Annotated in this window: 25 protein-coding genes; 8 read left to right on the top strand and 17 right to left on the bottom strand. The window is 37.5% G+C overall.

What is annotated here, in order from left to right; genetic code table 11:
* Positions 1 to 289 precede the first annotated feature (289 nt).
* From BK585_RS01935 to BK585_RS01925, 3 genes are all read left to right on the top strand, one after another.
* Entirely contained in the window at positions 290 to 1,300 is a 1,011-nt protein-coding gene (locus BK585_RS01935) for a 2-oxoacid:acceptor oxidoreductase family protein (protein ID WP_078551455.1), read from the top strand.
* A gap of 18 nt (positions 1,301 to 1,318) precedes the next feature.
* Positions 1,319 to 3,631, top strand: a complete 2,313-nt coding sequence (locus BK585_RS01930; RefSeq protein WP_078551454.1) for a thiamine pyrophosphate-dependent enzyme — start codon at positions 1,319 to 1,321, stop codon at positions 3,629 to 3,631.
* Between the two features lie 336 nt (positions 3,632 to 3,967).
* Positions 3,968 to 4,843, top strand: coding sequence for a C39 family peptidase (locus BK585_RS01925; protein ID WP_245805765.1), 876 nt, complete (start codon positions 3,968 to 3,970; stop codon positions 4,841 to 4,843).
* Positions 4,844 to 5,021: 178 nt separating this feature from the next.
* On the opposite strand, the gene BK585_RS01920 is transcribed toward BK585_RS01925, so the two are convergent.
* The 3 genes from BK585_RS01920 to BK585_RS01910 form a co-directional block, all read right to left on the bottom strand.
* Positions 5,022 to 5,744: an amino acid ABC transporter ATP-binding protein gene (locus tag BK585_RS01920; RefSeq protein ID WP_078551453.1), complete on the bottom strand. Its 723-nt coding sequence runs from the start codon at positions 5,742 to 5,744 to the stop codon at positions 5,022 to 5,024.
* Entirely contained in the window at positions 5,741 to 6,397 is a 657-nt protein-coding gene (locus BK585_RS01915; RefSeq protein WP_078551452.1) for an amino acid ABC transporter permease, read from the bottom strand. Before BK585_RS01915 ends, BK585_RS01920 begins: the two co-directional genes overlap by 4 nt.
* A gap of 96 nt (positions 6,398 to 6,493) precedes the next feature.
* Positions 6,494 to 7,315, bottom strand: coding sequence for a basic amino acid ABC transporter substrate-binding protein (locus BK585_RS01910; RefSeq protein WP_078551451.1), 822 nt, complete (start codon positions 7,313 to 7,315; stop codon positions 6,494 to 6,496).
* Positions 7,316 to 7,644: 329 nt separating this feature from the next.
* On the opposite strand from BK585_RS01910, the gene BK585_RS01905 reads away from it, so the two are divergent.
* Together BK585_RS01905 and BK585_RS01900 are read left to right on the top strand one after the other, a co-directional pair.
* Positions 7,645 to 8,112, top strand: a complete 468-nt coding sequence (locus BK585_RS01905) for a DUF2243 domain-containing protein (protein WP_078551450.1) — start codon at positions 7,645 to 7,647, stop codon at positions 8,110 to 8,112.
* Between the two features lie 16 nt (positions 8,113 to 8,128).
* Positions 8,129 to 8,581: a hypothetical protein gene (locus BK585_RS01900; RefSeq protein ID WP_078551449.1), complete on the top strand. Its 453-nt coding sequence runs from the start codon at positions 8,129 to 8,131 to the stop codon at positions 8,579 to 8,581.
* Positions 8,582 to 8,785: 204 nt separating this feature from the next.
* On the opposite strand, the gene BK585_RS01895 is transcribed toward BK585_RS01900, so the two are convergent.
* Together BK585_RS01895 and BK585_RS01890 are read right to left on the bottom strand one after the other, a co-directional pair.
* Positions 8,786 to 9,628, bottom strand: coding sequence for a sugar phosphate isomerase/epimerase family protein (locus BK585_RS01895; RefSeq protein WP_078551448.1), 843 nt, complete (start codon positions 9,626 to 9,628; stop codon positions 8,786 to 8,788).
* Positions 9,629 to 9,633: 5 nt separating this feature from the next.
* Complete coding sequence (locus BK585_RS01890; protein ID WP_078551447.1) at positions 9,634 to 10,713, bottom strand: Gfo/Idh/MocA family protein; 1,080 nt, start codon at positions 10,711 to 10,713, stop codon at positions 9,634 to 9,636.
* Between the two features lie 121 nt (positions 10,714 to 10,834).
* Between BK585_RS01890 and BK585_RS01885 the strand changes: the two genes are divergently transcribed.
* Complete coding sequence (locus tag BK585_RS01885) at positions 10,835 to 11,707, top strand: AraC family transcriptional regulator (protein ID WP_078551446.1); 873 nt, start codon at positions 10,835 to 10,837, stop codon at positions 11,705 to 11,707.
* 8 nt (positions 11,708 to 11,715) lie between these two features.
* Here the strand turns inward: BK585_RS01885 and BK585_RS01880 are convergent, their stop codons facing one another.
* The 6 genes from BK585_RS01880 to htpG form a co-directional block, all read right to left on the bottom strand.
* Positions 11,716 to 12,657 carry a TRM11 family SAM-dependent methyltransferase gene (locus BK585_RS01880; protein WP_342744271.1) on the bottom strand — a complete coding sequence of 314 codons (942 nt, stop codon included), beginning with the start codon at positions 12,655 to 12,657 and terminating at the stop codon, positions 11,716 to 11,718.
* Positions 12,658 to 12,745: 88 nt separating this feature from the next.
* Complete coding sequence (locus BK585_RS01875) at positions 12,746 to 13,498, bottom strand: hypothetical protein (RefSeq protein WP_078551444.1); 753 nt, start codon at positions 13,496 to 13,498, stop codon at positions 12,746 to 12,748.
* Positions 13,495 to 14,214 carry a hypothetical protein gene (locus BK585_RS01870; protein ID WP_078551443.1) on the bottom strand — a complete coding sequence of 240 codons (720 nt, stop codon included), beginning with the start codon at positions 14,212 to 14,214 and terminating at the stop codon, positions 13,495 to 13,497. Before BK585_RS01870 ends, BK585_RS01875 begins: the two co-directional genes overlap by 4 nt.
* A gap of 178 nt (positions 14,215 to 14,392) precedes the next feature.
* Positions 14,393 to 14,632, bottom strand: coding sequence for a glutaredoxin family protein (locus tag BK585_RS01865; RefSeq protein ID WP_078551442.1), 240 nt, complete (start codon positions 14,630 to 14,632; stop codon positions 14,393 to 14,395).
* Positions 14,633 to 14,646: 14 nt separating this feature from the next.
* Positions 14,647 to 15,264, bottom strand: a complete 618-nt coding sequence (locus BK585_RS01860; protein WP_078551441.1) for an SGNH/GDSL hydrolase family protein — start codon at positions 15,262 to 15,264, stop codon at positions 14,647 to 14,649.
* A 343-nt stretch (positions 15,265 to 15,607) separates the two neighbouring features.
* Positions 15,608 to 17,488, bottom strand: a complete 1,881-nt coding sequence (htpG, locus tag BK585_RS01855) for a molecular chaperone HtpG (protein ID WP_078551440.1) — start codon at positions 17,486 to 17,488, stop codon at positions 15,608 to 15,610.
* A 310-nt stretch (positions 17,489 to 17,798) separates the two neighbouring features.
* On the opposite strand from htpG, the gene BK585_RS01850 reads away from it, so the two are divergent.
* Both BK585_RS01850 and BK585_RS01845 read left to right on the top strand, forming a co-directional pair.
* A complete protein-coding gene (locus BK585_RS01850) occupies positions 17,799 to 18,131 on the top strand; it encodes a PadR family transcriptional regulator (protein WP_078551439.1) in 333 nt (110 codons plus the stop codon).
* 5 nt (positions 18,132 to 18,136) lie between these two features.
* A complete protein-coding gene (locus tag BK585_RS01845; RefSeq protein WP_078551438.1) occupies positions 18,137 to 18,670 on the top strand; it encodes a DUF2812 domain-containing protein in 534 nt (177 codons plus the stop codon).
* A gap of 192 nt (positions 18,671 to 18,862) precedes the next feature.
* Here BK585_RS01845 and BK585_RS01840 read toward each other — a convergent pair whose 3' ends face one another.
* From BK585_RS01840 to BK585_RS01815, 6 genes are all read right to left on the bottom strand, one after another.
* Entirely contained in the window at positions 18,863 to 19,069 is a 207-nt protein-coding gene (locus BK585_RS01840; RefSeq protein ID WP_078551437.1) for a zinc ribbon domain-containing protein, read from the bottom strand.
* Positions 19,070 to 19,089: 20 nt separating this feature from the next.
* Positions 19,090 to 19,269, bottom strand: coding sequence for a DUF4083 family protein (locus BK585_RS01835; protein WP_078551436.1), 180 nt, complete (start codon positions 19,267 to 19,269; stop codon positions 19,090 to 19,092).
* Between the two features lie 179 nt (positions 19,270 to 19,448).
* Entirely contained in the window at positions 19,449 to 20,594 is a 1,146-nt protein-coding gene (locus BK585_RS01830; protein ID WP_078556564.1) for a KamA family radical SAM protein, read from the bottom strand.
* A gap of 323 nt (positions 20,595 to 20,917) precedes the next feature.
* Positions 20,918 to 21,712, bottom strand: a complete 795-nt coding sequence (locus BK585_RS01825) for a sugar phosphate isomerase/epimerase family protein (protein ID WP_078551435.1) — start codon at positions 21,710 to 21,712, stop codon at positions 20,918 to 20,920.
* Between the two features lie 12 nt (positions 21,713 to 21,724).
* Positions 21,725 to 22,525, bottom strand: a complete 801-nt coding sequence (locus tag BK585_RS01820; RefSeq protein ID WP_078551434.1) for a carbohydrate ABC transporter permease — start codon at positions 22,523 to 22,525, stop codon at positions 21,725 to 21,727.
* A gap of 19 nt (positions 22,526 to 22,544) precedes the next feature.
* Complete coding sequence (locus tag BK585_RS01815; RefSeq protein ID WP_170885694.1) at positions 22,545 to 23,435, bottom strand: carbohydrate ABC transporter permease; 891 nt, start codon at positions 23,433 to 23,435, stop codon at positions 22,545 to 22,547.
* Positions 23,436 to 23,441 lie beyond the last annotated feature (6 nt).

The raw sequence follows: 23,441 nt of genomic DNA, 5'->3' as shown, positions 1-23,441 counted from the left end.
ATTAAAATACGTTTTTCTTATTATTATTCCAAAGCCTCCCATCTGTTACAGTACAAATATCACCTGTACTATACCAACAGCATATTATAATGCTAGCTGGTATGTTTCACAAAAACTACTCATATCAATATATTGACACCTAATTTTGTATATTTTGTTTCAATACCCAAAGTTCTGTTGTATTTGAATTCAGTACCTGTTACAATAATATTACTGAATTGATTGAAAATTTACAACATTTGAAACCTACTTAAAACACACTATCCCTATCAAGATTGGAGGAATACTTTTGACAAAATTACCAAAAGTAAATGAACTTGGCTTCTTTGAAATTCGTCTAGAATCTATCGGTGGATTAGGAGCCAACTTGGCAGGAAAGATGCTTTCTGAGGATGGCGTTGTCGGAAACGGACTCAATGGAGTTGGTTTTTCATCATACGGATCTGAGAAAAAAGGCTCCCCTGTAAAAGCACATATTCGTTTTTGTGACCCGGAGACAAACATTCGAGACACAACACCTATTGAACGTCCCCACGTTGTTGGCATTTTTCATGATGCTCTTTTCAAAACACAAGACTGTACAAGTGGAATTTTTCCAGACAGTGTCATTCTAGTAAACTCTAAAAAATCACCTGAACAACTTAAAGCAATGATGGACATCCAAGGCGGAACAATTGCTGTTATTGATGCAACAGAAATTGCATTAGAAGAACAAACGAAAGTAAATACAGCTATGATGGGTGCTCTTTATCGTATTCTTGATTTCTTAGACGCTGATTCAATGAGAAATACGATTCGTCGTACCTTCGAGCACAAATATCCACATCTAGTAGAACCAAATATCCGTACGTTTGACCGCGGATTTAAAGAGGTTCAATTTAAAACATTTGAACTTGAAGATGGAGTTGAACCGAAAGCGTTTACAAGACATGAACCAAACCTTGGCTTTGAAACACAACCCATCGGAGGAACGGTAATTAACCCTGGAAATAGTATTTTAAAAGATTTAAGTATCTCACGTGCTGGTATGCTGCCTCATTTTCATGATGATAAATGCATTAACTGTGCAGCCTGTGATACAGTCTGTCCTGACTTCTGCTTTGTATGGGAAGAAAAAGCAGATAAAAAAGGAAGACCGCAAATGTTTTTACAGGGAATTGATTATCAATATTGCAAAGGCTGTTTGAAGTGTGTTCAAGCCTGTCCGGTTGAAGCTTTAACCGATGAGCGTGAGCATGATGATGGCTATGCAGAAACGAACCGTGTACCCCATCTATTTGACTTGGCCATTAAAAACTAAGGGAAAGGCGGAAACCGAATGTCAATTGACTTAAATAGAGAAAATCTAAAAGTACCAAAAGGAACCGTTGAACAAAGCATTGTGTTTGAATCTGGTAATGAAATGGCAGCTTATGCTGCACACCAAATTAATTATCATGTGATGGGTTATTACCCAATTTCACCATCTACTGAGGTCGCTCAATTTTTAGATGCGATGAAAGCAAAAGGTGAACACGATATTGTGTTAATTCCTGCTGATGGGGAACATGGCTCTGCAGGTATTTGTTATGGTGCTTCTACTGGTGGTGGTCGTGTATTTAATGCCACGAGTGCCAATGGATTTTTATATATGCTAGAGCAATTACCTGTTCAATCAGGAACTCGTTTTCCAATGGTATTAAACCTTGTAAATCGCTCAGTATCTGGACCGCTTAACATTCATGGTGACCATTCTGATTTATACTTTGCGTTAAATACAGGTTGGCCAATTTTAATGGCTCGTGATCCTCAAATTGTATACGATATGAATCTTATTGCTATAAAACTAGCAGAAGATCCTGAAGTGCGTTTACCTGTAATTGTTTCTTTTGATGGCTATTTTACATCTCACCAAAAAAGAAGAGTACAAGTCATCAAAACTCGAGAAGACGTTCAGAAATTTATTGGTGAACCACCAACGAATTTCCCTCATGCCCTTGATCGTGACAATCCAGTAACAATTGGACCATACATGAATGAGCCAGACTACATTAACAACTGTTACCAACAATCTCAAGCGATGTACAAGGCTGAAGAAGTATTTGAGAGAATTTCAAAAGAATACGCTCAATTAACAGGACGCGAATATCCTGTCCTTGATTTATATCGAATGGATGATGCTGAGGTGGCTGTGTTTATGCTAAACTCCGCAGCTGAAGTATGTAAGGATGTCGTTGACAAGCTACGTGCTCGCGGTATAAAAGCAGGTGTTATTTCACCTAACATTATTCGACCATTCCCACAAAAACAGCTAGCTGCCGTATTGAAAAATATTAAAGCAGTAACTGTTGGAGACCGTGCAGATTCTTATGGTGCACACGGTGGGAACATGGCGCTTGAAGTTCGTGCTGCCTTACAAACACATGGAAATAGTTCAACTCAAGTCATTAACCGAGTGTATGGCTTAGGTGGGAAAGACTTTTATGCAGATGATGCTGAACACTTCTTCCAATTAGCCGTAGAAGCAGCTGAGAAAATGGCTGTTGATAAACCATTTGACTATTTTGGACACAATCCTGGAAAAGCTGAGTTTGCACCAGAACGTGTTCTTAATCCAATGAAAAAAGAAGATTTAAAAACAGGATTAATTACAGTTACACCAGATGAAAAATCAGGCGAACTAAAGGTGAAAATTCCACCATTACGTAGCTTAACGAAAAAACCAAAACGTATTGCATCTGGTCATGGGGCCTGTCCTGGCTGTGGTATCTTCTCTGGACTTGAGCTTTTCTTTAAAGGAATCGAAGGAGATATCGTTGCTCTCTTCCATACAGGCTGTGCAATGGTTGTTACAACTGGTTATCCTTATAGTGCTCATAAAGCAACATACATTCATAACTTATTCCAAAACGGATCTGCTACGTTGTCTGGTCTTGTTGAAATGTTCCATGAACGTAAACGACGTGGAGAGTTTGATGAATTAGGCTTAAGTGATGACTTTACGTTCGTGATGGTTACAGGCGACGGCGGTATGGATATCGGTATGGGACCTGCAATTGGTACGGCGTTACGTAATCATAAAATGATTATCCTTGAGTATGATAATGAAGGTTACATGAACACAGGAAGTCAGCTTTCTTACTCTACTCCAATGGGACATATGACGAGTACATCTAATGTGGGTAGCTTCCAAAATGGGAAGCCGTTCCATCATAAAGATACAGCTCAAATTATGGCTGCGACTCACATTCCATATGTGTTCACTGGTACGGAAGCATTTGACCGTGACTTGTTGAAAAAAGCGGCAAAAGCCCAGTGGTATGCTCAAAATGAAGGGTTAGTGTACGGTAAGATTTTAATTACATGTCCACTTAACTGGAAGTCAAAAGACGAGCTTGGACAAACGATTGTCGAAGCCGCCGTAAACTCTTGTTTCTTCCCACTTTACGAGGTAGAGCACGGAGTTACAACATTAACGTACGACCCAGAAGCCAAGAAGAAGCGTGTCGATATGGCTGAATGGCTGAAGCTAATGGGTAAAACAAAACACTTATTAAAAGCTGAAAGCGAAGAAATGCTCAACACCTTCAACCAAGAAGTTGAACGACGTTGGCAAATGTTAAAAGCAAAACATGAAAGTCCTTACCTATAAGATCAAATAGTAATATATTGGTTTTGCTATCACTTAGAGGGTGAGACAAAAGGGTAAATAAACCTTTTGTCTCACCCTCCTTCATTCTATACGACAATCGTAAGTATAAATCTCCTTCTCCCTTCATCTTTCGGCATTCCCATTACATCTAATTCCTAACGCTTTATGAATGAAGTTATTTCTTTTTAAGCAAAATAAAGGTAGAATCCTATTAAGAATTATCCTTAATGCGAGGTGAACCATTTGCTTGTTATTTTTCTATGTAGTTTAGTGACTATCTCATATATGTTCCTTTTCTATTCATTAAGTAAGAGAGGCGGAAAGAGTTCCATTTTTTTGTTAGGATGTGTATTCACGATTTCCAGCGTTCTTTTACTTACTTATGTTTATAAAAATGGGGTTGCTTTTTCTTTTCACGCTTCAACCCAAACGAACACGATGATAACAACAAGCGAGGTTCCTCAGCCGTTCTCAATTTATAAGGATGGCTATTTAGTAGATAGCTTCCCACAGTATAAAGATGCTGTTTCCTTTGCCAAATCAATTGATGGTGGAGAAGTTCATTATCAAGATGCCGGAATAGTTTGGAATGATATAGATGAAATGCCTTCAAACATTTTATTAGATATTCCCGTCATCAACCAGCTACCCGAGCTACCTCGTGGCTGTGAAGTGACTAGTTTAGCGATGTTGCTTCACTTTTCTGGTGAAGACGTTAATAAAATCGATTTAGCGAAACAAGTCAAAAAGGATGAAACACCTTATGAAGTAGTTGATGGAGTAATATACTTTGGAAATCCATACACTGGTTTTGTTGGTGATATGTATAACATAAAAAAACCTGGTTACGGAGTATATCATGGACCGATTCGTGAGCTTGCAGAGGTGTATAAGCCAGACAGAGTTGTCGATATGACTGGTGCTGACTTTCAAGACATTTTGTTCCCACTCCTACAAGGAGATCCAGTGTGGGTTATTACAAATACAAGATATAAGAAATTACCTGATAGCTCCTTTCAAACTTGGCAAACTCCAACTGGCCCACTTAACATTACATACCATGAGCATTCGGTAGTTCTCACTGGATATGATAAAGACTATATTTACTTTAACGATCCTCTGGATGGCGTAAAAAATAAGAAATCATCGATTCAACATTTTGAACAAGCCTGGATTCAAATGGGTCAGCAAGCAATAACAATTGTAGAATAGTAAAACCAGCAAAGCCGTTTTTTAAAACGATGCGCGAAGTGGCTACATAAGTGGGATTCTTTTGTGTGACGCGTAGCGAACGACGCCATCGCTCTTCTTCGAATAACCCAAGTATTTTTAAATATAATAAAAACCGCTCAGACCTTTTATCTGAGCGGTTTTTCAATTCCTTTATGAGTTAAAGCACTTTGCTTAAAAAGCTTTTTGTTCTTTCATGCAAAGGATTTGTGAACAATTCGCTAGGTACATTTTCTTCAACGATATAACCACCGTCCATAAAAATTACTCTATCTCCTACTTCACGGGCAAAACCCATTTCATGAGTAACGACTACCATCGTCATTCCTTCTTTAGCCAATTGCTTCATAACCTCTAATACTTCCCCCACCATTTCTGGGTCAAGTGCTGATGTTGGCTCATCAAACAACATGATTTCTGGCTCCATTGCAAGTGCTCTCGCAATGGCAACACGCTGCTTTTGACCACCTGATAACGAATCTGGGTAAGCATATGCTTTTTCCTCTAACCCAACTTTTCGTAAAAGGTCAAGCGCCTTTTCTTCCGCTCGTTTTCTGTCCCACTTACGCACCAACATTGGCGAAATCGTGATATTTTGTAGGACTGTTTTATGAGGAAATAAGTTAAATTGTTGAAACACCATTCCAACATTTGTACGTACTTCATTAATATTTGTATTTGGGCTTGTCAGGTCCGTTCCTTTAATAATGACTTGGCCACCCGTTACCGATTCAAGGAGATTTAAACACCGTAAAAATGTTGATTTACCAGAACCTGAAGGTCCAACCACTACGACTACTTCCTGCGGCTTAATTTCAACATTAATATCCTTTAGGACTTCATTATCACCAAACGATTTTTTAAGATTTTTTACCGATATCATTCTGTTTTATATCTCCTCTCTAGGTAATCGACAAAATAAGTTAAGGATAAGGTTAATACTAAATACACTAGAGCTACCGTTAAGTAAGGCTCCCACACACGGTACGTTGCTCCTTGCATAGCTCGTCCCCAATACATAAGCTCTGGTGCCGCAATAATCGCTAATAAGGAGGATTCTTTTAACAACACAATAAATTCATTTCCTAAAGGTGGAATCATTCGTTTATATGCTTGTGGCAAAATGATTTCCTTCATTGCTTGCCAATGTGTCATCCCAAGTGAGCGTGCAGCTTCCATTTGTCCTTTATCAATCGATTGTATACCTGCTCTAAATATTTCTGCAATGTATGCAGCTGAGTTGAGGGATAACGCTACAATCCCGGTAACAATAACGTTTGGAGAGTTCATAACAATGGGCATCACACCAAAATGTAAAATAAAGATTTGTACTAAGAATGGAGTTCCACGAAATAGATTGATATACCATATAAAAGGTAATCTAAGAAAAATATTTTCAAGTAATTTTCCTAAACCTATAAATAAGCCTAAAACCATCCCTATTAAGATGCCTCCCACTGTCATTACAATGGTCCACATCATCCCACTTAAAAAGTAAGGCATCCAATCTCGGACTAGTTCAAAATTAAAATTCATACCAATAACTCCTATCTTCATTAATTCACTTCAGATATGTATATAAGTCGTAAAAATAGCGTAACGATTCTCGTTACGCTATTGATTCTTATTTTATTATTCCATAAGTTCTAATAACAAATCAACATTTGGTTGTTCACCAAACCACTTTTCGTAAATTTCACTATATGTTCCATTTTCAATGACAGTTTTTAAACCTGCATTAACTTGTGCTTTTAGGTCGTTGTCTTTCTTAAACATGAAACCATAGTATTCTGCATCAAAGTTAGTAGTATCATCTAATGCTATAACTTCTTGTTCAGGATTGTTTTGAACATATTCAAATGCCACTACGTTATCTGTTACAACAACATCAACATCTCCGTTTTGTAACGCCATAAATGCAACAGCTGTATTTTCATACTTTGAGATTGATGAGTCATTTTCTCCAACGATTTTTTCAGCCGCTGTCTGGCCTGTTGTTGCAGTTTGAACACCAATTTTTAAGCCAACAAGATCATTTGCATTTGTGATATTTGTTCCTTCTTTAAATACCATCATATGAGTTGATTCAAAATATGGATTAGAGAAATCAAAACTTTCTAATCGGTCTTCTGTAATTGTCATTGCAGAAACAGCAATATCAATTTCGTTATTGTTTAACATAATAGGAATCGGGTCCCAACCTACATTATTAATTTCAAAATCCAATCCTACTTCTTCTAAGACAGCAGAAATTAAATCAACATCAAATCCTACGATTTCACCTTTGTCCAAAAATTCAAATGGAGCAAAGGCTGCATCTGTACCAATGACGATTTTTTTGCTTTCTTCCGCTTCTGAACTTTCATTTCCTCCAGAGCCTTGAGTATCTGCTGATCCACATGCTGCTAGTGCAAGTAATGACAATGCAACAATCCCACTAAATAACTTTTTCATCGTTATCCTCCTATATATTAAAATAATAATTTATTAACAATCTCTTTATCTACTTTTATTATTATATAGATTTATTAATATTTATCAATATATTTGTATATTATATTACGAACAAATTGTGTATTTATCTTTCCTCTGCAGGTAGAAAAATCCAGGATAAACAAGATATTGAAACAATATCACTCATCGTCCTATATTTATATGTTCAGCGAATCAAAATCAGTCTTTTTTTCTAGTATTCTTCTAAAATATTTCTATGCAAAAAAATGTATAGAATTTAAATATTTCGGCGATCGTAGTAGTAATTACTAGAAAAGGAGTACGATGTGATGGGTGCGTATACGAAACGCCGTTTATTACAGATTGGTAGTTTTGTGTTAGGTTTTGGGTTTTTAGGTGCAATGGATGGCATTTTATTTCACCAAATTTTACAGTGGCATAGTGTCATTATGGATACAGACCGAAGCGGACAAATTGTTAGTGATGGTATTTTTCATTTGGCAACAACGATCACATTAGTGGTTGGTGGCGTTTTATTGTGGGTTGCCGGCAATCCAACAGACGTCCATAGAGGCGTTCGTTTGCTTGTAGGCTGGTTTTTCATTGGTGGTGGAATCTTTAATCTTGTGGAAGGAATTATCAATCATCATCTCCTTCAAATTCACCGCGTACGACCTGATGCTGACAATCCCCTTATGTATGATTTAGCTTTCCTTGCATCCGGAGCAATTCTTTTATTAGCTGGCTTATGGATTAAACGAGTAAAGAAAACGGAAACAGAGCAGTTATCTGTATAGGCAAGGAGGAGATTCTATGTATCGATTAGTTAGTTTTATCGTTATTTTATCGTTTGTTTCAACAGTTCTTTACTTTTATAACGAAAGTAGACACCATCATTCATCCAGTCACGAGCATCACTCCTCCACCCATGAACGAATCATTATTCATGACGATGCCCAGCCCCCTTCGATAACAGGGTGGGTTCAACAAGATGCTTCTCATTCATGGTATATAAAAATTAACACCGAACACTTTCAGTTTACGCCTGAAAAAACAGGCAGTGATGATGTCTCTTTTAACGAAGGACATGCTCACCTGTATATTAATGGTGAAATGATGAACCGCTTATATGGTGAATATTATAATCTTGGATATCTTGAGCCTGGCCATTATGTTGTAGCCGTTACCCTTCATGCAAATAATCACAGCTCCCTTGTTTATGACGACAAAGAAATAGCAACGACATTTGCATTTGAAGTTCACTAAGGTGTGCGATACGGTTACATATTTAAAACGTCCCCGAGCTTGGTTCTCTTAGTAGACAAAGAGGCCCTACGTTCGGACACCCGTTTCTCTATTTGCTAGAAAAAGAGGGACGGGATAAAAGGTAGTTATGAGGACACTGGAAAAAGTTAATAAATCTGAGGGCACTGGAAAAGTTAAAAACCGAGCTTTTCAGTGCCCTCTGTTTTACATTCCTGCTGCTTTAAATAGCTTCTGATATAACTCTGCTGATTTTTTCACAAGGACTTCTGCATATTCTATCGGAGGAGATTGAGTTAGGATTTCTTGAGATACAGGTCCCGTATAGCCGACTTGCTTTAACGCTAATAAAAATCCGACTAAGTCTATGACTCCTTCTCCAGGATAAAGCCGGTCATTATCTAGTAAATCTTCTACAGGTATGTCTTTGGCATCATTAATATGAACGTGAACAATTTGGTGTGCCTTTAATTGAGTAAGGTCGTCATTGGTCATTCCATTTGTATAGCAATGATACGAGTCTACTAATAAACCAACATTTTTTTCACCGATAGCCTCGATAAAAGATAAGGTTTGGTTCATATCCCATATGAATGGGTTTGCCCAACGAGTTCGCAAATGATGAGGTCCAACAAATTCTAATCCTAGTTGAATCCCAAAACATCCTAGTATTTGTGCACATGTTCTAAGGCGTCGTGTCGCCACAGCCATAAATTCAGCAGCATTAAAATCCGTTGACGGTAAAATATACGTAATGCAGGATGTACATCCAAGAGCTGTTGCGGCTTCAGCTTCTGCGACTAATTGCTTCAGCCCACTTTTGAATTCATCTTCTGTTGTTCTCCATTGTACAGAGAGTCCGAACGTGCCAATTTTAATGTGATTTTCTTGCAATAGAGCATTCGCCTGCTCTAGACCATTTTCTTCAATAAGGGTAACTAATGAGGTTCCATCTGTATCAATGGCATCAAAACCATGCAAAGACGCGAGCCGAATGAAGTCTTTTTCATCAATCGTTCCAATTCCTGCTTTAGACAGACCTTTTAGCATGAAGTTTACTCCTCCTCTACATCCCAATTTAACATAACTTCTCTTCCTGTTTGTGAAGATTCATAAATTGCAGCTAATATTAAGTTATTGGTATACCCTGTTAATGCAGAGGAAATGGGTTCTTTTCCTTCTCGGATACATTCAACGAAGTGACGACTTAATCGAACACGTTCTTCGCCTTCCTGCTCTTCAGGCTTTTGCAAATCAATTTCCATCGCTTGGTTAAATCTCTCCGTTAATAATTTCCCTTTGTCACCACGGATAGAAGCTCCACCTTCTGAGCCTAATAAGTGAACGAATGGGTTGTTATCTGTATCCATATGAACGGCCCAGCTCACATCAAGTGTTAATGAACTACCATCTTCCATTTTAATTAGAGCTGTTGCGATGTCTTCCACATCATAAGTTCCATTCCAATTTGGTGTTCCCCAGGTTCCAATTCCTTTCTTTTTGGGCCCAAACTCAGCATATGTAGATCCAAATACTGAGACAGGCTTCGGATTACCCATTAAATGAAGAGATAAGTCAAGCAAGTGTACGCCGATGTCAATTAAAGGGCCACCACCTGATTCTGCTTTTTGTGTAAACCATGTTCCCCAACCAGGAATCCCTTTACGACGGAACCAACCTGCTTTCACATGATAGATATCACCAAGCTCTCCTCTATCAATTTGTTCTTTCACCTGCATCGGAATAGACTCCCATCGCATTTGGTGAGGTATCATAACGATTTTTCCTGTTTGGCGTTGAGTTAGTAGAATTTCCTTGGCATCGCTTTCATTAATCGCCATTGGTTTTTCCAAGAGGACATGCTTTCCAGCTTTTAACGCCTGAATCGTCAGTGGGGCATGATATTTATTAGGAACAGCCACAATGACTGCATCCAGACTTGCATCATTGATAAGCGCCTCTGGTGTTTCATGAACTGTTGGTATTCCATATTCCTCTGCACGTTTTTTCGCTAAGGGTAAAAATACATCTGTAATCGCTTTAATTTCAACATCTTCTTGCAATTGATCAAATATACTTAAGTGTACGTTTCCAATGTTTCCTGCACCGATAACACCGATTTTTATTTTTGACATGAGAGTACCTCCGCTAGTTTGAAATATAATTTTTTGCTACTTGTATGGTAAAATAAATTCAAATTAAAGTCTTGTCATTTTGCCTAAAATCTATCTCATTTTTTCCAAAGGGAGTTTTTTCATGACATCTATACCTAAACATTTAACCGAATTCCCTTCTATCAATTCAACGTTTCCCTTACATATCGACCGTAAAATCCTAACAGCAGGATTCGAAGCTCACCGACACGATTTTTTTGAATTTTCTTTAGTTGTTGCTGGCTCTGGCTATGAATTGATTAACGACACCGTTCATCCGATGAAGCCTGGTACCTTTACGTTTGTGATGCCTTATCAAATACATGAAATCGTTACGGATCCAGGACAAACGTTACAACTTATAAATTGCAATTTTGGAATGGAACTGTTCACATCAACAAGCCGTTACCAGGGAATTAATCATTTACTATTTGAAGCTGACGAAAAACTTCCTGCTTTCATTCAATTCCAAGGTGAAATCTATGAAAAAATAAAAGGAATCGTTGAAGACATTGTAAGCGAATACGAGCAAGATAGGCTATGGAAGCAAGAACTAATCATCGCTAAGCTAGTGGAAGTCATTATTACCTTTGACCGCTTTCGCCGTCCAGCTGTCTCAATTCCTGCAAGAGATGTATCCAATAAAAAGAAAGAAAAAGCAGTCATATGGGATATTATTCAATACATTCATGTGCATTACCGAGAACGCCTATCCTTGCCACTCATCGCACAACACTTCCACTTAAGTGTATCCTCATTGAGTGACTTGTTTAAATCGAAGCTCGGCCAGACTTTTGTTGATTTTCTTCATGACTTACGAATTCGACATGCTTGCAGCTTACTCGTAACGACTGAATTGAATATCTCAGAAATTGCACTTGAATCTGGGTTTGGTTCTTATAAAACCTTCTCCAGGGTATTCCGAGAACGTAAAGGGGTTTCTCCAATAGAGTATCGAAAGGGCTATCATGTGTAATGCGATGTTTAATTACACATGATAATTTCTCGCAAAAATGTTTTTCCTTTTTTTACAACACAGCGGTCTACCACTTTAAATCCTGCTTTTTCAATCACATGATTAAGTTGTTCAATGGTGACAAAGACTGCTGTTTTTGAAAAATTGCGCGCACTTTGAAGCATCTCAAGTTTCTCTGTATCTGATAAAACGGAGCACAAATTATAAGGCATATCGATAATCGCAACATCATACTTTCCCGTGACTTCTCTTATATCTAATTTAGTTACCTCTGTATTAAAGTCAAAATGCGCTATATTCTCTCTCGTTTGTTGAAGAACTAACGGATTGATATCACTACCTACGATATCAATACCCATGGAAAGAGCTTCAATTAGTACTGTCCCAATTCCACAGCATGGGTCAATCGCTTTAATCCCCTGAGGGTTTGGAACGGCGATATTAACTAGAGCTCTCGCTACACGTGTACTTAACGCTGTGGAATAATGGTGAGGCTTATCCTGATGCCTATGCCAAATCGGTTCGGCTTTATGATATATCCCGAATACCCATCCCTCTGGAACTTGCATCACAGCTAATAGCAAATCTGGTTGTTGCAAATGAACCCTTCCCTTAATCAGCAAGCCTGCCCTTTTTTCAATTTCTCTTCTCTCTTTGTAAGGCGTTTTCTTCATAGAGCGATTTTGGATAAAGGTCACTTTGAATGATTCTTCAAACTTGAACACTGGCAATTGTTCAAGCAAGTGATGAAACGACGAAGCAGTCACTAACACACCAAGGCGCTCATTTATAAATGGACTACGACTCGGGTTTATTTTACGAGTGGTTGTGAGGAGATTTGTTGTAGGCTGCATTCCAAATAAAGCCCTCATTTCTAACTCACATAACTCTTGCTCTTCATCGGTAAAAGATAGGGTGTATATATAATAGTGGGGTTCATATTTTTGCATGTTGTTCATCCTTTTTTCATTAACTTGTTCAAGTCTACACTAGTTAAAAAACAGATACCACTCTTTGATAAGAGCGATATCTGTTTTTCTATTGTTCTTTGGGTTTAATCTCTAGGTCAATATCATTTAAATATTGTACATAGTCAAGATGTATTGTGTTAAATTGGTAACTAGACGTATAGTTTTGGGTATCAAAATAATCTATTTCCCCTTTTAGATTACGTGCTAGATGGCCAACGTAAATACTATCTGTGTGATAATCGTAAAAATCAAAAAAGTCTGAACTTGAAAGGTTTTGCCCAATGGTAGCCTCTTTTATCACCGTTTGCCATGTAGTAGGCAATCGTAAGATACCATATGATGTTTCTTCAACCATCACTGTTTCTTCCATTTGTATTCTTGGAGTATACGAATTATACGCATACCCACCTCTAGCATTGCGATCCTGGATAAGATAAAAAGCCATTTCTACCGGATACTCTTTCGGCTGTACATTCCATACAAGAAAAGCAGTGGAATAATCACTTGGGTCAAGCCTCCATAATTTAGGCTCTCCCCTATCTTCTATTTCATTGAGTATCCACTTATCTTTTTCCCATGACCAATAGCTAACTCCACGGATATCATCGGTTACAATAAAAGGAACAAAGACATGTTCATCGTCAAGAAAGAGAATATCCTGAATTTCAATATCTGTACGACTCATCGCGCTATTCATTCTCGAAACTAACTCCTCCTCTGTAGGAAAAGCAGTTGGTGTTACTGGAGTTGAAAGGATATAACTCCCAATTAGTAGGACCATAATTAGGACGCCAATTACTAGTAATAGTTTTCTTTTCACTCTGTCTCAGCCTCCTTGAAAAGCGACTGATTCGAACGCATATATAGCTGGGTTTGTTTCGTCGTAATGAGCAAGCCTTGTCCGTCATGTTCAACATATATAGTCACATCAATTCCACTTCCCCATTTTGCGGAAACACCCGTTAACATATACGGAAACTTTTCAGCTACTTCCATTGTGTCATAGTGTAAAGTCATATCATTGTACCATTGAATACCGTTTATCGGTTTGACAACAAGATTATCAATTGCTTCTTCCAAACGAGCTTCGTCTATTTGGACCCCTTCCATTGCGGATGGATGTATTGAAATGATCTCAACCTCTTCAAAACTTGCTAAGTAAGTAGCAGGGTGTTGTTTTGGATAAAATGCATCTTGAAGCAAAATCGTCAGTAATGATAGTACTAGAAAAATAAAGTTAGAGAAAAAGCCTAGCCAAGCAAATTTACGATATCTCTTCCAAGCCCCTTTTCTTGCTTTTGCATACCACAACACGATCCAAACCCCAAGTGGTAGAATCGGTATACGAAATGATTCTTCCCAATGAATTGAAAACGTAAAAAAGCCAACGAGTGCCACAACAATCGCTTTCCAAATAACCGGCTTACTTTCTTGTTTCATGTATAGTCGATAGAATAGGAGAAAGATAATTCCATAGGCTAGTAGAGAAGTTATGGCCTCTGCTACATTTGTAACCCCTTCAATATTCACATTCATATATAATACCTACCTATTTTGACTTCTGCTTTTCGGTAAGAGGATTACATGAAAAACAAACTAGCGTTTTGTCTTCATTTACCACGCCCTGGAGAAAGCCGTTGTCACAGAATATGTTCTTTTTACATACTTTACAAATCCCGACCTTTTCAAGCATTGAACTTACCCCTACCATCCGTTACTTTTTGGCCAGCTCGATTAATTCCTTTAATTCGGGGTTAAACCCCTTTACCGCTTTTCCTCCCACAACCGTAACTGGAACGCCTAAGAATCCAAATTTTTCAACCTCTTGTTGATATTCCTTATTCGCAAGAACATCACGCACTTCATATTCAATGTGTTCAGCATCAAGCATTTGTTTGACATAATCACATTCAATACAACCTTTTGTTGAATAAACGATTGCTGTTATTCCCATTGTCTTCCCCTTTCTTATCGAACAGCTTCTAGCCACGTTTGTGCCATTAACATATTTCCAACCGATGTCATATGAACTCCATCAGTCGTAAGTTGAATCCCGGTATTGAGTTCTAGATAGCTTTTGAAAACTTGATGGGTTGGAACCACAATGGCATCGAAGTCTTTGGCTAACTGATGCACCGCTTCCACATATGGAACAAGAAGTTGATTTCCCTTTGAATTAATATCTTCTTCAATAATCGTTGGTTCCATCAGGATTAGTTTTGCTTTTGTCTTTTCTTTTACAGCCGTTAACAATTGCGAATAAATTTGTGTAAACTCATCAATAAGAACCTGTTCTCCTGTGTAACCATCGATTTGTCTCCAGACGTCGTTAACCCCAATCGATATCGATACCCAGTTCGGTTGCTCTTGAATAACATCCTCATTCCAACGTGCTGCTAAATCCGTGACACGATTTCCACTAATTCCTTTATTAATAACTGTGTAATTCGCTTCTGGACTGATGACATAATAATAATCACGAATCAGGCGAACGTAGCCATCTCCTACCTGCTCTGGATCCTCACGTCTCCCACAATCTGTAATGCTATCGCCAATAAATAAAATACGGTCTTCATTTGAAAACATGTTTATGTCCCCTTTACTAAAGTGTATTACACCTAATTTACCACAATTTAACTTAAAAGAGTAACCGTTTGATTTTGAGAATAGTAGGTGCTAGCTATCGGACCGTGAGTCCGCTATTTGGGCAAAAAACATCGTTTTTTAATCTATCGGACACAGATGACCTTATTTCGAAAAAAACACTGTAAATCACGCTTAAAACTATAAAATAGAGGCTGCTGTGTCCGTTTGCGGTGAAAATCAAGCATTTTTCTTGAAATAGCGGACTGTGTGCCCGTAAGCACCAAATCCACAAAAAAGGTGTACCAAAAGAGTCACGAATGACTTTTTGGAACACCTTTTTGCGTTATACCATAATCTTGCACATATCGTTTGTAAACTCAACAGGATCTTGAATTGGCAAGCCTTCAATGAGAAGCGCTTGGTTAAACAGTAAGTTCGTATACAAGCTGAGTTTCTCCTTATCATTTGCAAACGCATCTTTTAGTGACTTAAACACTTCATGGTTGCTATTGATTTCTAAGATTTTATCCGCTTGCACATCTTGACTATCCGGCATCGCTTTTAGGATTTTTTCCATCTCAATCGATACTTCACCTTCAGTTGCTATGCAAACTGGGTGGTTACGTAAGCGTTTAGAGATACGAACGTCCTTTACTTTTCCAGAAAGGATTTTCTTCATTTCCTCAAACAACTCTTTGTTTTCTTCTTGCTCTGTCTCTGTAGACTCGTTGTCTTCTTCAATTCCTAAATCGCCACTTGATACAGACTTGAATTCTTTTTCTTGGTATTCACGTAAAATCTTAATGGCAAACTCATCAATATCTTCCGTGAAGTAAAGAATTTCAAAGCCTTTTTCAGCAACCATTTCAGTCTGTGGAAGGCGTTCAATTCGTTGATGTGATTCACCTGTTGCATAGTAGATATATTTTTGGTCTTCTTTCATTCTTGATACATATTCTTCTAGCGTCACTAGTTTTTTCTCAGTTGAGGAGTAGAACATGACTAAATCTTTTAATTCCTCTTTGTTCGCCCCGAAGTCATTATATAAACTGAATTTCAGCTGGCGACCAAATGACTCATAGAACTTTTCATATTTTTCACGTTCTTCTTTAAGTAAACTTTGAAGTTGGCTTTTGATTTTGCTCTTAATGTTCTTAGCAATCATTTTTAGTTGGCGGTCATGCTGCAGCATTTCCCTTGAGATGTTTAGAGATAAATCTTCTGAATCAACCATCCCTTTCACAAAGCTAAAATAATCTGGTAGAAGGTCTGAGCATTTATCCATGATGAGAACGCCATTCGAATAGAGCTCTAGCCCTTTTTCAAATTCCTTAGAATAATAATCAAAAGGAATGTTTTCAGGAATATATAGGATTGCATTATAACGAACCATTCCATCTACACTAATATGAATGTGCTTAAGCGGCTTATCAAAACCATAGTGCTTCTCTTGGTAGAAATTCTCGTAGTCTTCTGTTGTTAGCTCACTTTTGTTCTTTCTCCAAATTGGCACCATGCTATTAATTGTTTGCTCTTCTGTATATTCCTCTAGCTCATTATCTTCGCTTCCTTCTTTCGGGCGTTGGCCGGTCACATCCATTTTTATCGGGTAGCGAATAAAATCAGAATATTTTTTAATGATAGATTGCAGACGATATTGTTCAACGAACTCGTCATAATTTTCGTCTTCTGTATTTTCTTTGATTGTTAACGTGATTTCGGTTCCAACAGAGTCCTTTTCCACTTGCTCAATCGTATAACCTTCTGCACCCGTGGATTCCCACTTGTATGCTTCATCATTTCCATACGCCTTACTAACCACTGTCACAACATCAGCTACCATGAAAGCTGAATAAAATCCAACTCCAAATTGGCCGATGATATCATGACCGTCTTTGATTTCATTTTCATTTTTAAAAGCTAGTGAACCGCTCTTCGCAATGACCCCAAGGTTATTTTCTAAATCCTCTTTAGTCATCCCAATACCTGTATCAGTAATGGTTAACGTTCTTGTTTCTTTGTTTGGTGTTACTTTTATGTAGTAGCTGTCTTGGTCAAACTGAAGGTTCTCATCCGTTAAGGCCTTGTAATAGAGCTTGTCTATTGCATCACTTGCATTTGAGATTAATTCACGTAAGAAAATCTCCTTTTGCGTATAAATAGAGTTAATCATCATTTCCAATAAACGTTTGGATTCTGCTTTAAATTGCTTTTTTCTCGCCATTGTTAGTTCTCCTTTCAAACTTTACTAAAATAAGTAGCTATATTCTATTTTAGCACTCAAGGTCTCCGAGTGCTAATTCCTATTATTATTTTACATACAGTCTTATTTTTGTCAATAATTTACCACTAAAAAACGGAAATCGAATGTCCAAAAAGAAGCCTATTTTCCGAGAGCATTAAAAAAGTTGGTTTGTATTTTTTCAGTGGCCTCCCATTTTCCTATTTTTGCTTATTTTGGTTGCTAATTATATCATTAAACGATATAATACATTTAACGATATATCATTAAACGATATAAGGAGTGAAAAACTTTGCCCCGTAACGACTCATTAGAAATGGGCGAATTAACAGATACAGCCTATTATATTTTACTGTCTTTAGTGGAACCTCAGCATGGCTATGTCATCATGAAATCGATTGAGGAATTAACAAACAACCGGATATCGATTGGGCCTGCTTCGTTATATACAACATTACGAAAGTTATTAGAGGCTGGGTTAATTGACTTGCTTGAAGAAAACATCGATAAAAAGAAAACGTATGTGACCACAGAAAATGGCATCGAGATATTAAAAAAAGAGGTGGACCGCCGGAGAGAAATGGTTGCTCATGCAGAACAAATCTTAAAACAAAAGGGAGTGTAAAGAAGATGAAAACAAAATATATTGCTAGTGGAGGATTAGCTTTTGCTGAGAAAAAAGAAATGAAAAAATTAAGTAAGTGGGCGAAAAAAGGCTGGCTTTTAGAGAAACCTAGCTTTTTAGGCTATACATTACAAAAAGGTGAACCTTGTGATATTGAGTATAGTGTGGATAATCGGTTAAACCCCGACCAAGAGTATTTTGACATGTTTGATGCAGCAGGTTGGACTCATGTTTTTTCGATATCAAACCAACTTCATTTCTTCCAAGCCCCAACGGGAACAAAACCTATTTACACCGATAACCTAAGCTTAGTAGATAAATATAACCGCGAAAAGACCGCAATGGCTAAAGTATTGTTTCCTACTTTGCCAATTGCCATTATTCTATTCTACTTTTCACTCTTAGAATATACCTCGTCTATCCTAGAATGGACGGTGATCATTTTATTCTTATTCTCGGTTGTTGTGCTTGTATTTACTGGTATGCCCTATGTTTCTTATTTATATAAAATATCAAGACTTAGCCGTGTTAATAAATAGAAAGCGAAGCCGCAACAAAAGATTGATTTTCAAGGGCATTGAAAAAAGTCATTTTACAGTTCCCTCTTTGCAATGCAACGAGTGAAGCCATTGCCATATAAATAAAAGGCATTGAAAAGTTGTTTTGTACTTTTCAGTGCCTTCATTATTCTACTTTTGTTCTGGACTGTAAGGTTAGTAGAAACGTTTTTTTTATCCCCCGAAGAAGAAATCAATGACATTGGATGTTGTCGAGGACTCTTTATTATAAAGCTCAGAATACCCACAATTTTTACAATATACAACTAGAAATTTGTTATGTTGAATATCAAACATTTTTGATAACCCGTTGCCAGTAGTAGCAATTTCTTTTGTCGCGGCCTCAGTTCCACCGCATTTAATACAACCTCTTTTTTTCAACTCGGTTACACTCCTTGCTACTATTCTATTTTGTTTTGACTAACCTTTTTATCCAACTGGTCTATTTTCTTTTCGAGTGTTGCGATTTGTTTATTTCGAAGCTTTATTGAGCGAATAAAAAATATGATTCCGAAAATAATTAATCCAATAAATGCAAAAGAAAAAAGCTGGTATAACATCGTTCCAAAGCTTATACTCATCTTCCAAACCTCCCTATATATTACATTATATACTAATCTAGTCGTGTTCCAAACCAGTATACTATCTTTTTTTTGATGGGAAGTACTAAGAATACTCTTATCTTTTTACATTTTCCAAACGAAAAATCTCAAGATAAAACAGGGATATGGGAGATTAACGACCCCCTTATCCCTATTTGTTAAACTAGCATTTCATTTACCGAAACGACTTCATCTGTTTTCTTCGTTGGTTTATTCCAATACATTTCATTGCCTGGTAACTCATCGAACCAGGTAGCTTCCTTCGGACAATCGAGCACCATAAATTTTCCATACTCATTGTCTCTGGATTGGTGATATTTTAAGTAGGCTTTTCCATTTTCAATGGCTAGAATTTCAATTTTACCCGATGTATGGCTCATTGAGAGCCGAACTTGTTTTCCTAATCCGGATGTTCTTGCTTTTGCTTTTTCAAAGATATCATAGGCTTCTTCAAGCGTTAGCACAAACTCTCGATTTCCTGCTACAGGTCGGTTAATAAAGAAATAATATGGTCTTACTCCTGCCCATGACAACTTATCTAATAATAGGCTTAGGACTTCAGGATCATCGTTGACTCCTTTTAATATTGGAGTTTGGTTCATGATTATCGCCCCTGCATCGTGCAGAGCTTGTAACCCTTTAAACGTTTTATCCGTCATTTCCTGTGGATGACTTATATGCGCCATCACATAGATTCGCTTTTCTGATGTAGAATATTCTCGAATCAGATTCAACAAGCCTTCATCTTCATAAATTCTCATAGGGTTAAATACAGGCATCTTGGAGCCAATTCGAATGATTTTGACATGTTCAATCTCTCGTAGGCTTTCAATGATATATCGTAGTTTGTTCGTTGCTAAAATTAGTGGGTCTCCGCCAGTTAATAAAACATTATTAATCTCTGGATGATTCCTAATATACTCTAATCCAGGTGCTACATCTGACATTGCTTCTTTTACATCATTTCGAAATAAGCGTTTCCTAAAGCAATAACGGCAATAAGCTCCGCATACTTCAGATACAATTAAAAGGGCGGTTGTCCCATATTTATGCTGGCACCCAGGTACTGCATAGTTTGTATCCTCATCTGAGGCATCCCAGCGACCGTATTCCTGAAGTTCACCTTCATTTGGTATAATTAGCTTTTTGATAGGGTCATTAGGGTTCTTCCAATCAATTAAACTTAAATAATAGTCATTGATTCGGAACACAAACTTTTCTGTAATCTGTTTTAACTTTTCTCTTTCTTGTTCTGAAATGTGCTCAATCTTATCGATGTTCATAATGTACTTAGGTTGAGCCATGACTTCCACCTCCGAATGTTGTTTTTTTGGAATCGGTGAAGATTCATGATGTTTTTTCTTGTGATGTTTTTGAGTTTCAAATCCTGTTGAAGACATACCCTCTAAAGATGTGTATAGGATATTAGGCGTAGTAGAACAGATTTTTTGGAAAGGCTTCTTACTAAGGGGGGGAATAAAGAAACTAGGAAACTCCTATTCTTTAATTTTACCCATTATGTCAATCCCTGTCAAAAAACATTACTATATGAAAAAATCACTCCCTTTTCTTTTTGAATGTGACAAAAAAAACAAAGCTCCCTACCAAAAGTTAGGAAGCTACGCTCTCATGATAAACGTGATACCTCAAGGTCAGCTAACCACCTTTTTGACTTTTCAGCGTCGTTTATCGTTTTATTTTCCATAATATATAATGGGTCAATTCCTTTAATTTTGGCAAGTTCATTCCATGGTCTCCAAGGAAAACACCCTTCTCCTGCTGGTAAATGTTCATCTTCTAATTCATAGTTATTGCTAACATGAACCACCTTCGTATGCTCTCCAATCAATTGGAATTGTTCAATTGGTGACAGCTTTTGCTTCATGTTCGCATGACCCGTATCAAACACAACACCTAGCTTTTCATGTCGGACAAGCTCTAACACAAAGATTAAATCGGAAACGTCTCCACCAAGTAATCTTTCAACGGGTGGAACATTCTCAATATAAAAATCAGAAGTGTATTTTTCTTTTATTATCGTTTGAATAGATTCCACACAATGTCTTAAACTTTCCTTTCTATCTTCTCCTACGCCTAGATGAGAAAGTACATACTGACTTTCGAATACATCTGCGATTTGAAAGCACTGGCGTAACAGAGCTATACTTTCTTCTCTTACCGCCACATCACTACTCGCTAGATTTATTCTCGTAATAGGAGCATGGATAGACGTTGTCGCCCCGTGATACTGTAAGTAATCACGAATCTCAATTAATTTGGAGGGAGACCATTCTAACAATTCTTCTCCAGGACCTTCACACATAAACTCGAGATGTTTCCAACCTCTTTCAACTATTTCCTTGACTCCTTCTTCTAAAGGCAAATGAAAAACAGCAAAAGTCGATATACCGTACTGAGACATTCTCGTTCCCTCCTATTTAATTCCTGACTGCATAAAGCTACTAATAAATTGACGTTGAAAAATAAAGAAAGCCAAAATTAATGGGAAAATAACCATAAAAGTAGCAGCCGACACTTCAGCCCACTGTGCTCCTGTTTCAAACGATTTTGCAAAGATTGATAACCCAACCGTAAGTGGACGGTTCTCAACTGAATTGGTTACGATTAACGGCCATAGGAAGTTACTCCAATGGTGGCTAACCGATACAAGTCCAAAGGCAACAAAGGTTGGTTTTGCTAATGGCACATACACATGCCATATGATTTGCAAGAGGTTACAACCATCCATTTTTGCTGCTTCTTCCAATTCAAATGGAATGCTTTTGAACGTTTGCCGTAATAGAAATATCCCAAAAGCTGTTGCAAAATATGGAATCATAATCCCAAGCTTTGAATCTAGTAAAGCTAAATCACGCAAAACATTATAGTTTGGAAAAATAAGAACATCGGCTGGAATCATAATTTGAACTAAAAACAAAATAAAAATAAATTCCCTGCCAAAAAAGTGTAACCTAGCAAAAGCATATGCCGCCAATGTACCGGTCACAAGCTGTACGGCTAAAATACCAAACACAATAATAAATGTAGTAAGGTAGTATTGAGCAAATGGGGCTGCATTCCAAGCCTTGCTCATATTTTCCAAGGTAAAGCTAAATGTTGGAGTTAACGAAATTGCTAACTCTCTAGGTTGGAAGGCTGTGAGCACAAGCCATAGCAAAGGAACTACCCAAAAAAAGGCTAATATATATGTAGACAAATCAACTAATCGTTTCAATCGGTACCCCTCTCAGTTCTTAACTATAGTGAATCTTATTATCTACCTTTAAAAATTGCCATGCTGCAATAGCGACCATAATTACAAGCATGACTACCGTTAAAGCAGAAGCTAGTCCTTGATCCCAAAAGGAAAAAGCAGTTTGATAAATATAAAAGAGTAATAAGTTACTTGCATTATCTGGTCCACCTTGCGTCATAATTACAAGGTGGTCTACAAGTTTAAATGAATTGGTTACTGCAATAATAAAAACAAATAGAGTCGTTGGCATAAGAAGTGGAAAAGTAATTTTTGAAAAAACGTTCCACGGTCCTCCCCCATCGATTGCAGCCGCGTCATAAAGCTCTCTTGAAATGTTTTGTAAACCAGCCAGGTAAAAGACCATAAAAAAACCTGCTTCCTTCCAGATAACCATGATTATCATAGCAATCATTACTGTTGAAGGGTTGCCTAACCAATTGATATCAGCAATCCCAAACCAAGAAAGGACCTGATTTATCATTCCGTATTGGGGAGTATACATAAATAACCAAATATTCGCTATTGCTATCATCGGTATGACTGTAGGATAAAAGAAAAAGGTACGAATCCAACCTACACCTTTTAATGCACGGTTCACTAACAGTGCCATCCCTAGCCCGATCGCCATACTTGTTGGAACCGTTCCAATTGCATATATCATATTGTTTTTCATCACCTTCCAAAACACTTCATCACTTGCTAGAATCCTAAAGTTATCCAAGCCAATAAAGAACGGTTCAACCGTTGCTAAATCTGATTGGAATAAACTCAAATGGAATGTCTTTGCAATTGGCCAAAACGTAAATAAGACCAAAAAGACGAAGGAAGGAAGGAGAAGAAGCCAGGCGTATACATTCGTTTTCACTTGCTTTCTTCTCCAAAAAGAAATCACATT

The organism is Bacillus alkalicellulosilyticus, from assembly GCF_002019795.1.
GTDB lineage: Bacteria > Bacillota > Bacilli > Bacillales > Bacillaceae_F > Bacillus_AO > Bacillus_AO alkalicellulosilyticum.
This window is presented reverse-complemented; position numbering and strand designations above follow the sequence as displayed.

Excerpts from the sequence above, each read along its gene's own strand:
- BK585_RS01930 (WP_078551454.1), top strand. The coding sequence starts at position 1,319 with ATGTCAATTGACTTAAATAGAGAAAATCTAAAAGTACCAAAAGGAACC.
- BK585_RS01885 (WP_078551446.1), top strand. The coding sequence starts at position 10,835 with ATGACATCTATACCTAAACATTTAACCGAATTCCCTTCTATCAATTCA.
- BK585_RS01870 (WP_078551443.1), bottom strand. The coding sequence starts at position 14,214 with ATGAATGTGAATATTGAAGGGGTTACAAATGTAGCAGAGGCCATAACT.
- BK585_RS01880 (WP_342744271.1), bottom strand. The coding sequence starts at position 12,657 with ATGCAAAAATATGAACCCCACTATTATATATACACCCTATCTTTTACC.
- BK585_RS01825 (WP_078551435.1), bottom strand. The coding sequence starts at position 21,712 with ATGTCTCAGTACGGTATATCGACTTTTGCTGTTTTTCATTTGCCTTTA.
- BK585_RS01845 (WP_078551438.1), top strand. The coding sequence starts at position 18,137 with ATGAAAACAAAATATATTGCTAGTGGAGGATTAGCTTTTGCTGAGAAA.
- htpG (WP_078551440.1), bottom strand. The coding sequence starts at position 17,488 with ATGGCGAGAAAAAAGCAATTTAAAGCAGAATCCAAACGTTTATTGGAA.
- BK585_RS01900 (WP_078551449.1), top strand. The coding sequence starts at position 8,129 with ATGTATCGATTAGTTAGTTTTATCGTTATTTTATCGTTTGTTTCAACA.
- BK585_RS01865 (WP_078551442.1), bottom strand. The coding sequence starts at position 14,632 with ATGGGAATAACAGCAATCGTTTATTCAACAAAAGGTTGTATTGAATGT.
- BK585_RS01920 (WP_078551453.1), bottom strand. The coding sequence starts at position 5,744 with ATGATATCGGTAAAAAATCTTAAAAAATCGTTTGGTGATAATGAAGTC.
- BK585_RS01830 (WP_078556564.1), bottom strand. The coding sequence starts at position 20,594 with ATGGCTCAACCTAAGTACATTATGAACATCGATAAGATTGAGCACATT.
- BK585_RS01905 (WP_078551450.1), top strand. The coding sequence starts at position 7,645 with ATGGGTGCGTATACGAAACGCCGTTTATTACAGATTGGTAGTTTTGTG.
- BK585_RS01835 (WP_078551436.1), bottom strand. The coding sequence starts at position 19,269 with ATGAGTATAAGCTTTGGAACGATGTTATACCAGCTTTTTTCTTTTGCA.
- BK585_RS01895 (WP_078551448.1), bottom strand. The coding sequence starts at position 9,628 with ATGCTAAAAGGTCTGTCTAAAGCAGGAATTGGAACGATTGATGAAAAA.
- BK585_RS01890 (WP_078551447.1), bottom strand. The coding sequence starts at position 10,713 with ATGTCAAAAATAAAAATCGGTGTTATCGGTGCAGGAAACATTGGAAAC.
- BK585_RS01915 (WP_078551452.1), bottom strand. The coding sequence starts at position 6,397 with ATGAATTTTAATTTTGAACTAGTCCGAGATTGGATGCCTTACTTTTTA.
- BK585_RS01910 (WP_078551451.1), bottom strand. The coding sequence starts at position 7,315 with ATGAAAAAGTTATTTAGTGGGATTGTTGCATTGTCATTACTTGCACTA.
- BK585_RS01860 (WP_078551441.1), bottom strand. The coding sequence starts at position 15,264 with ATGTTTTCAAATGAAGACCGTATTTTATTTATTGGCGATAGCATTACA.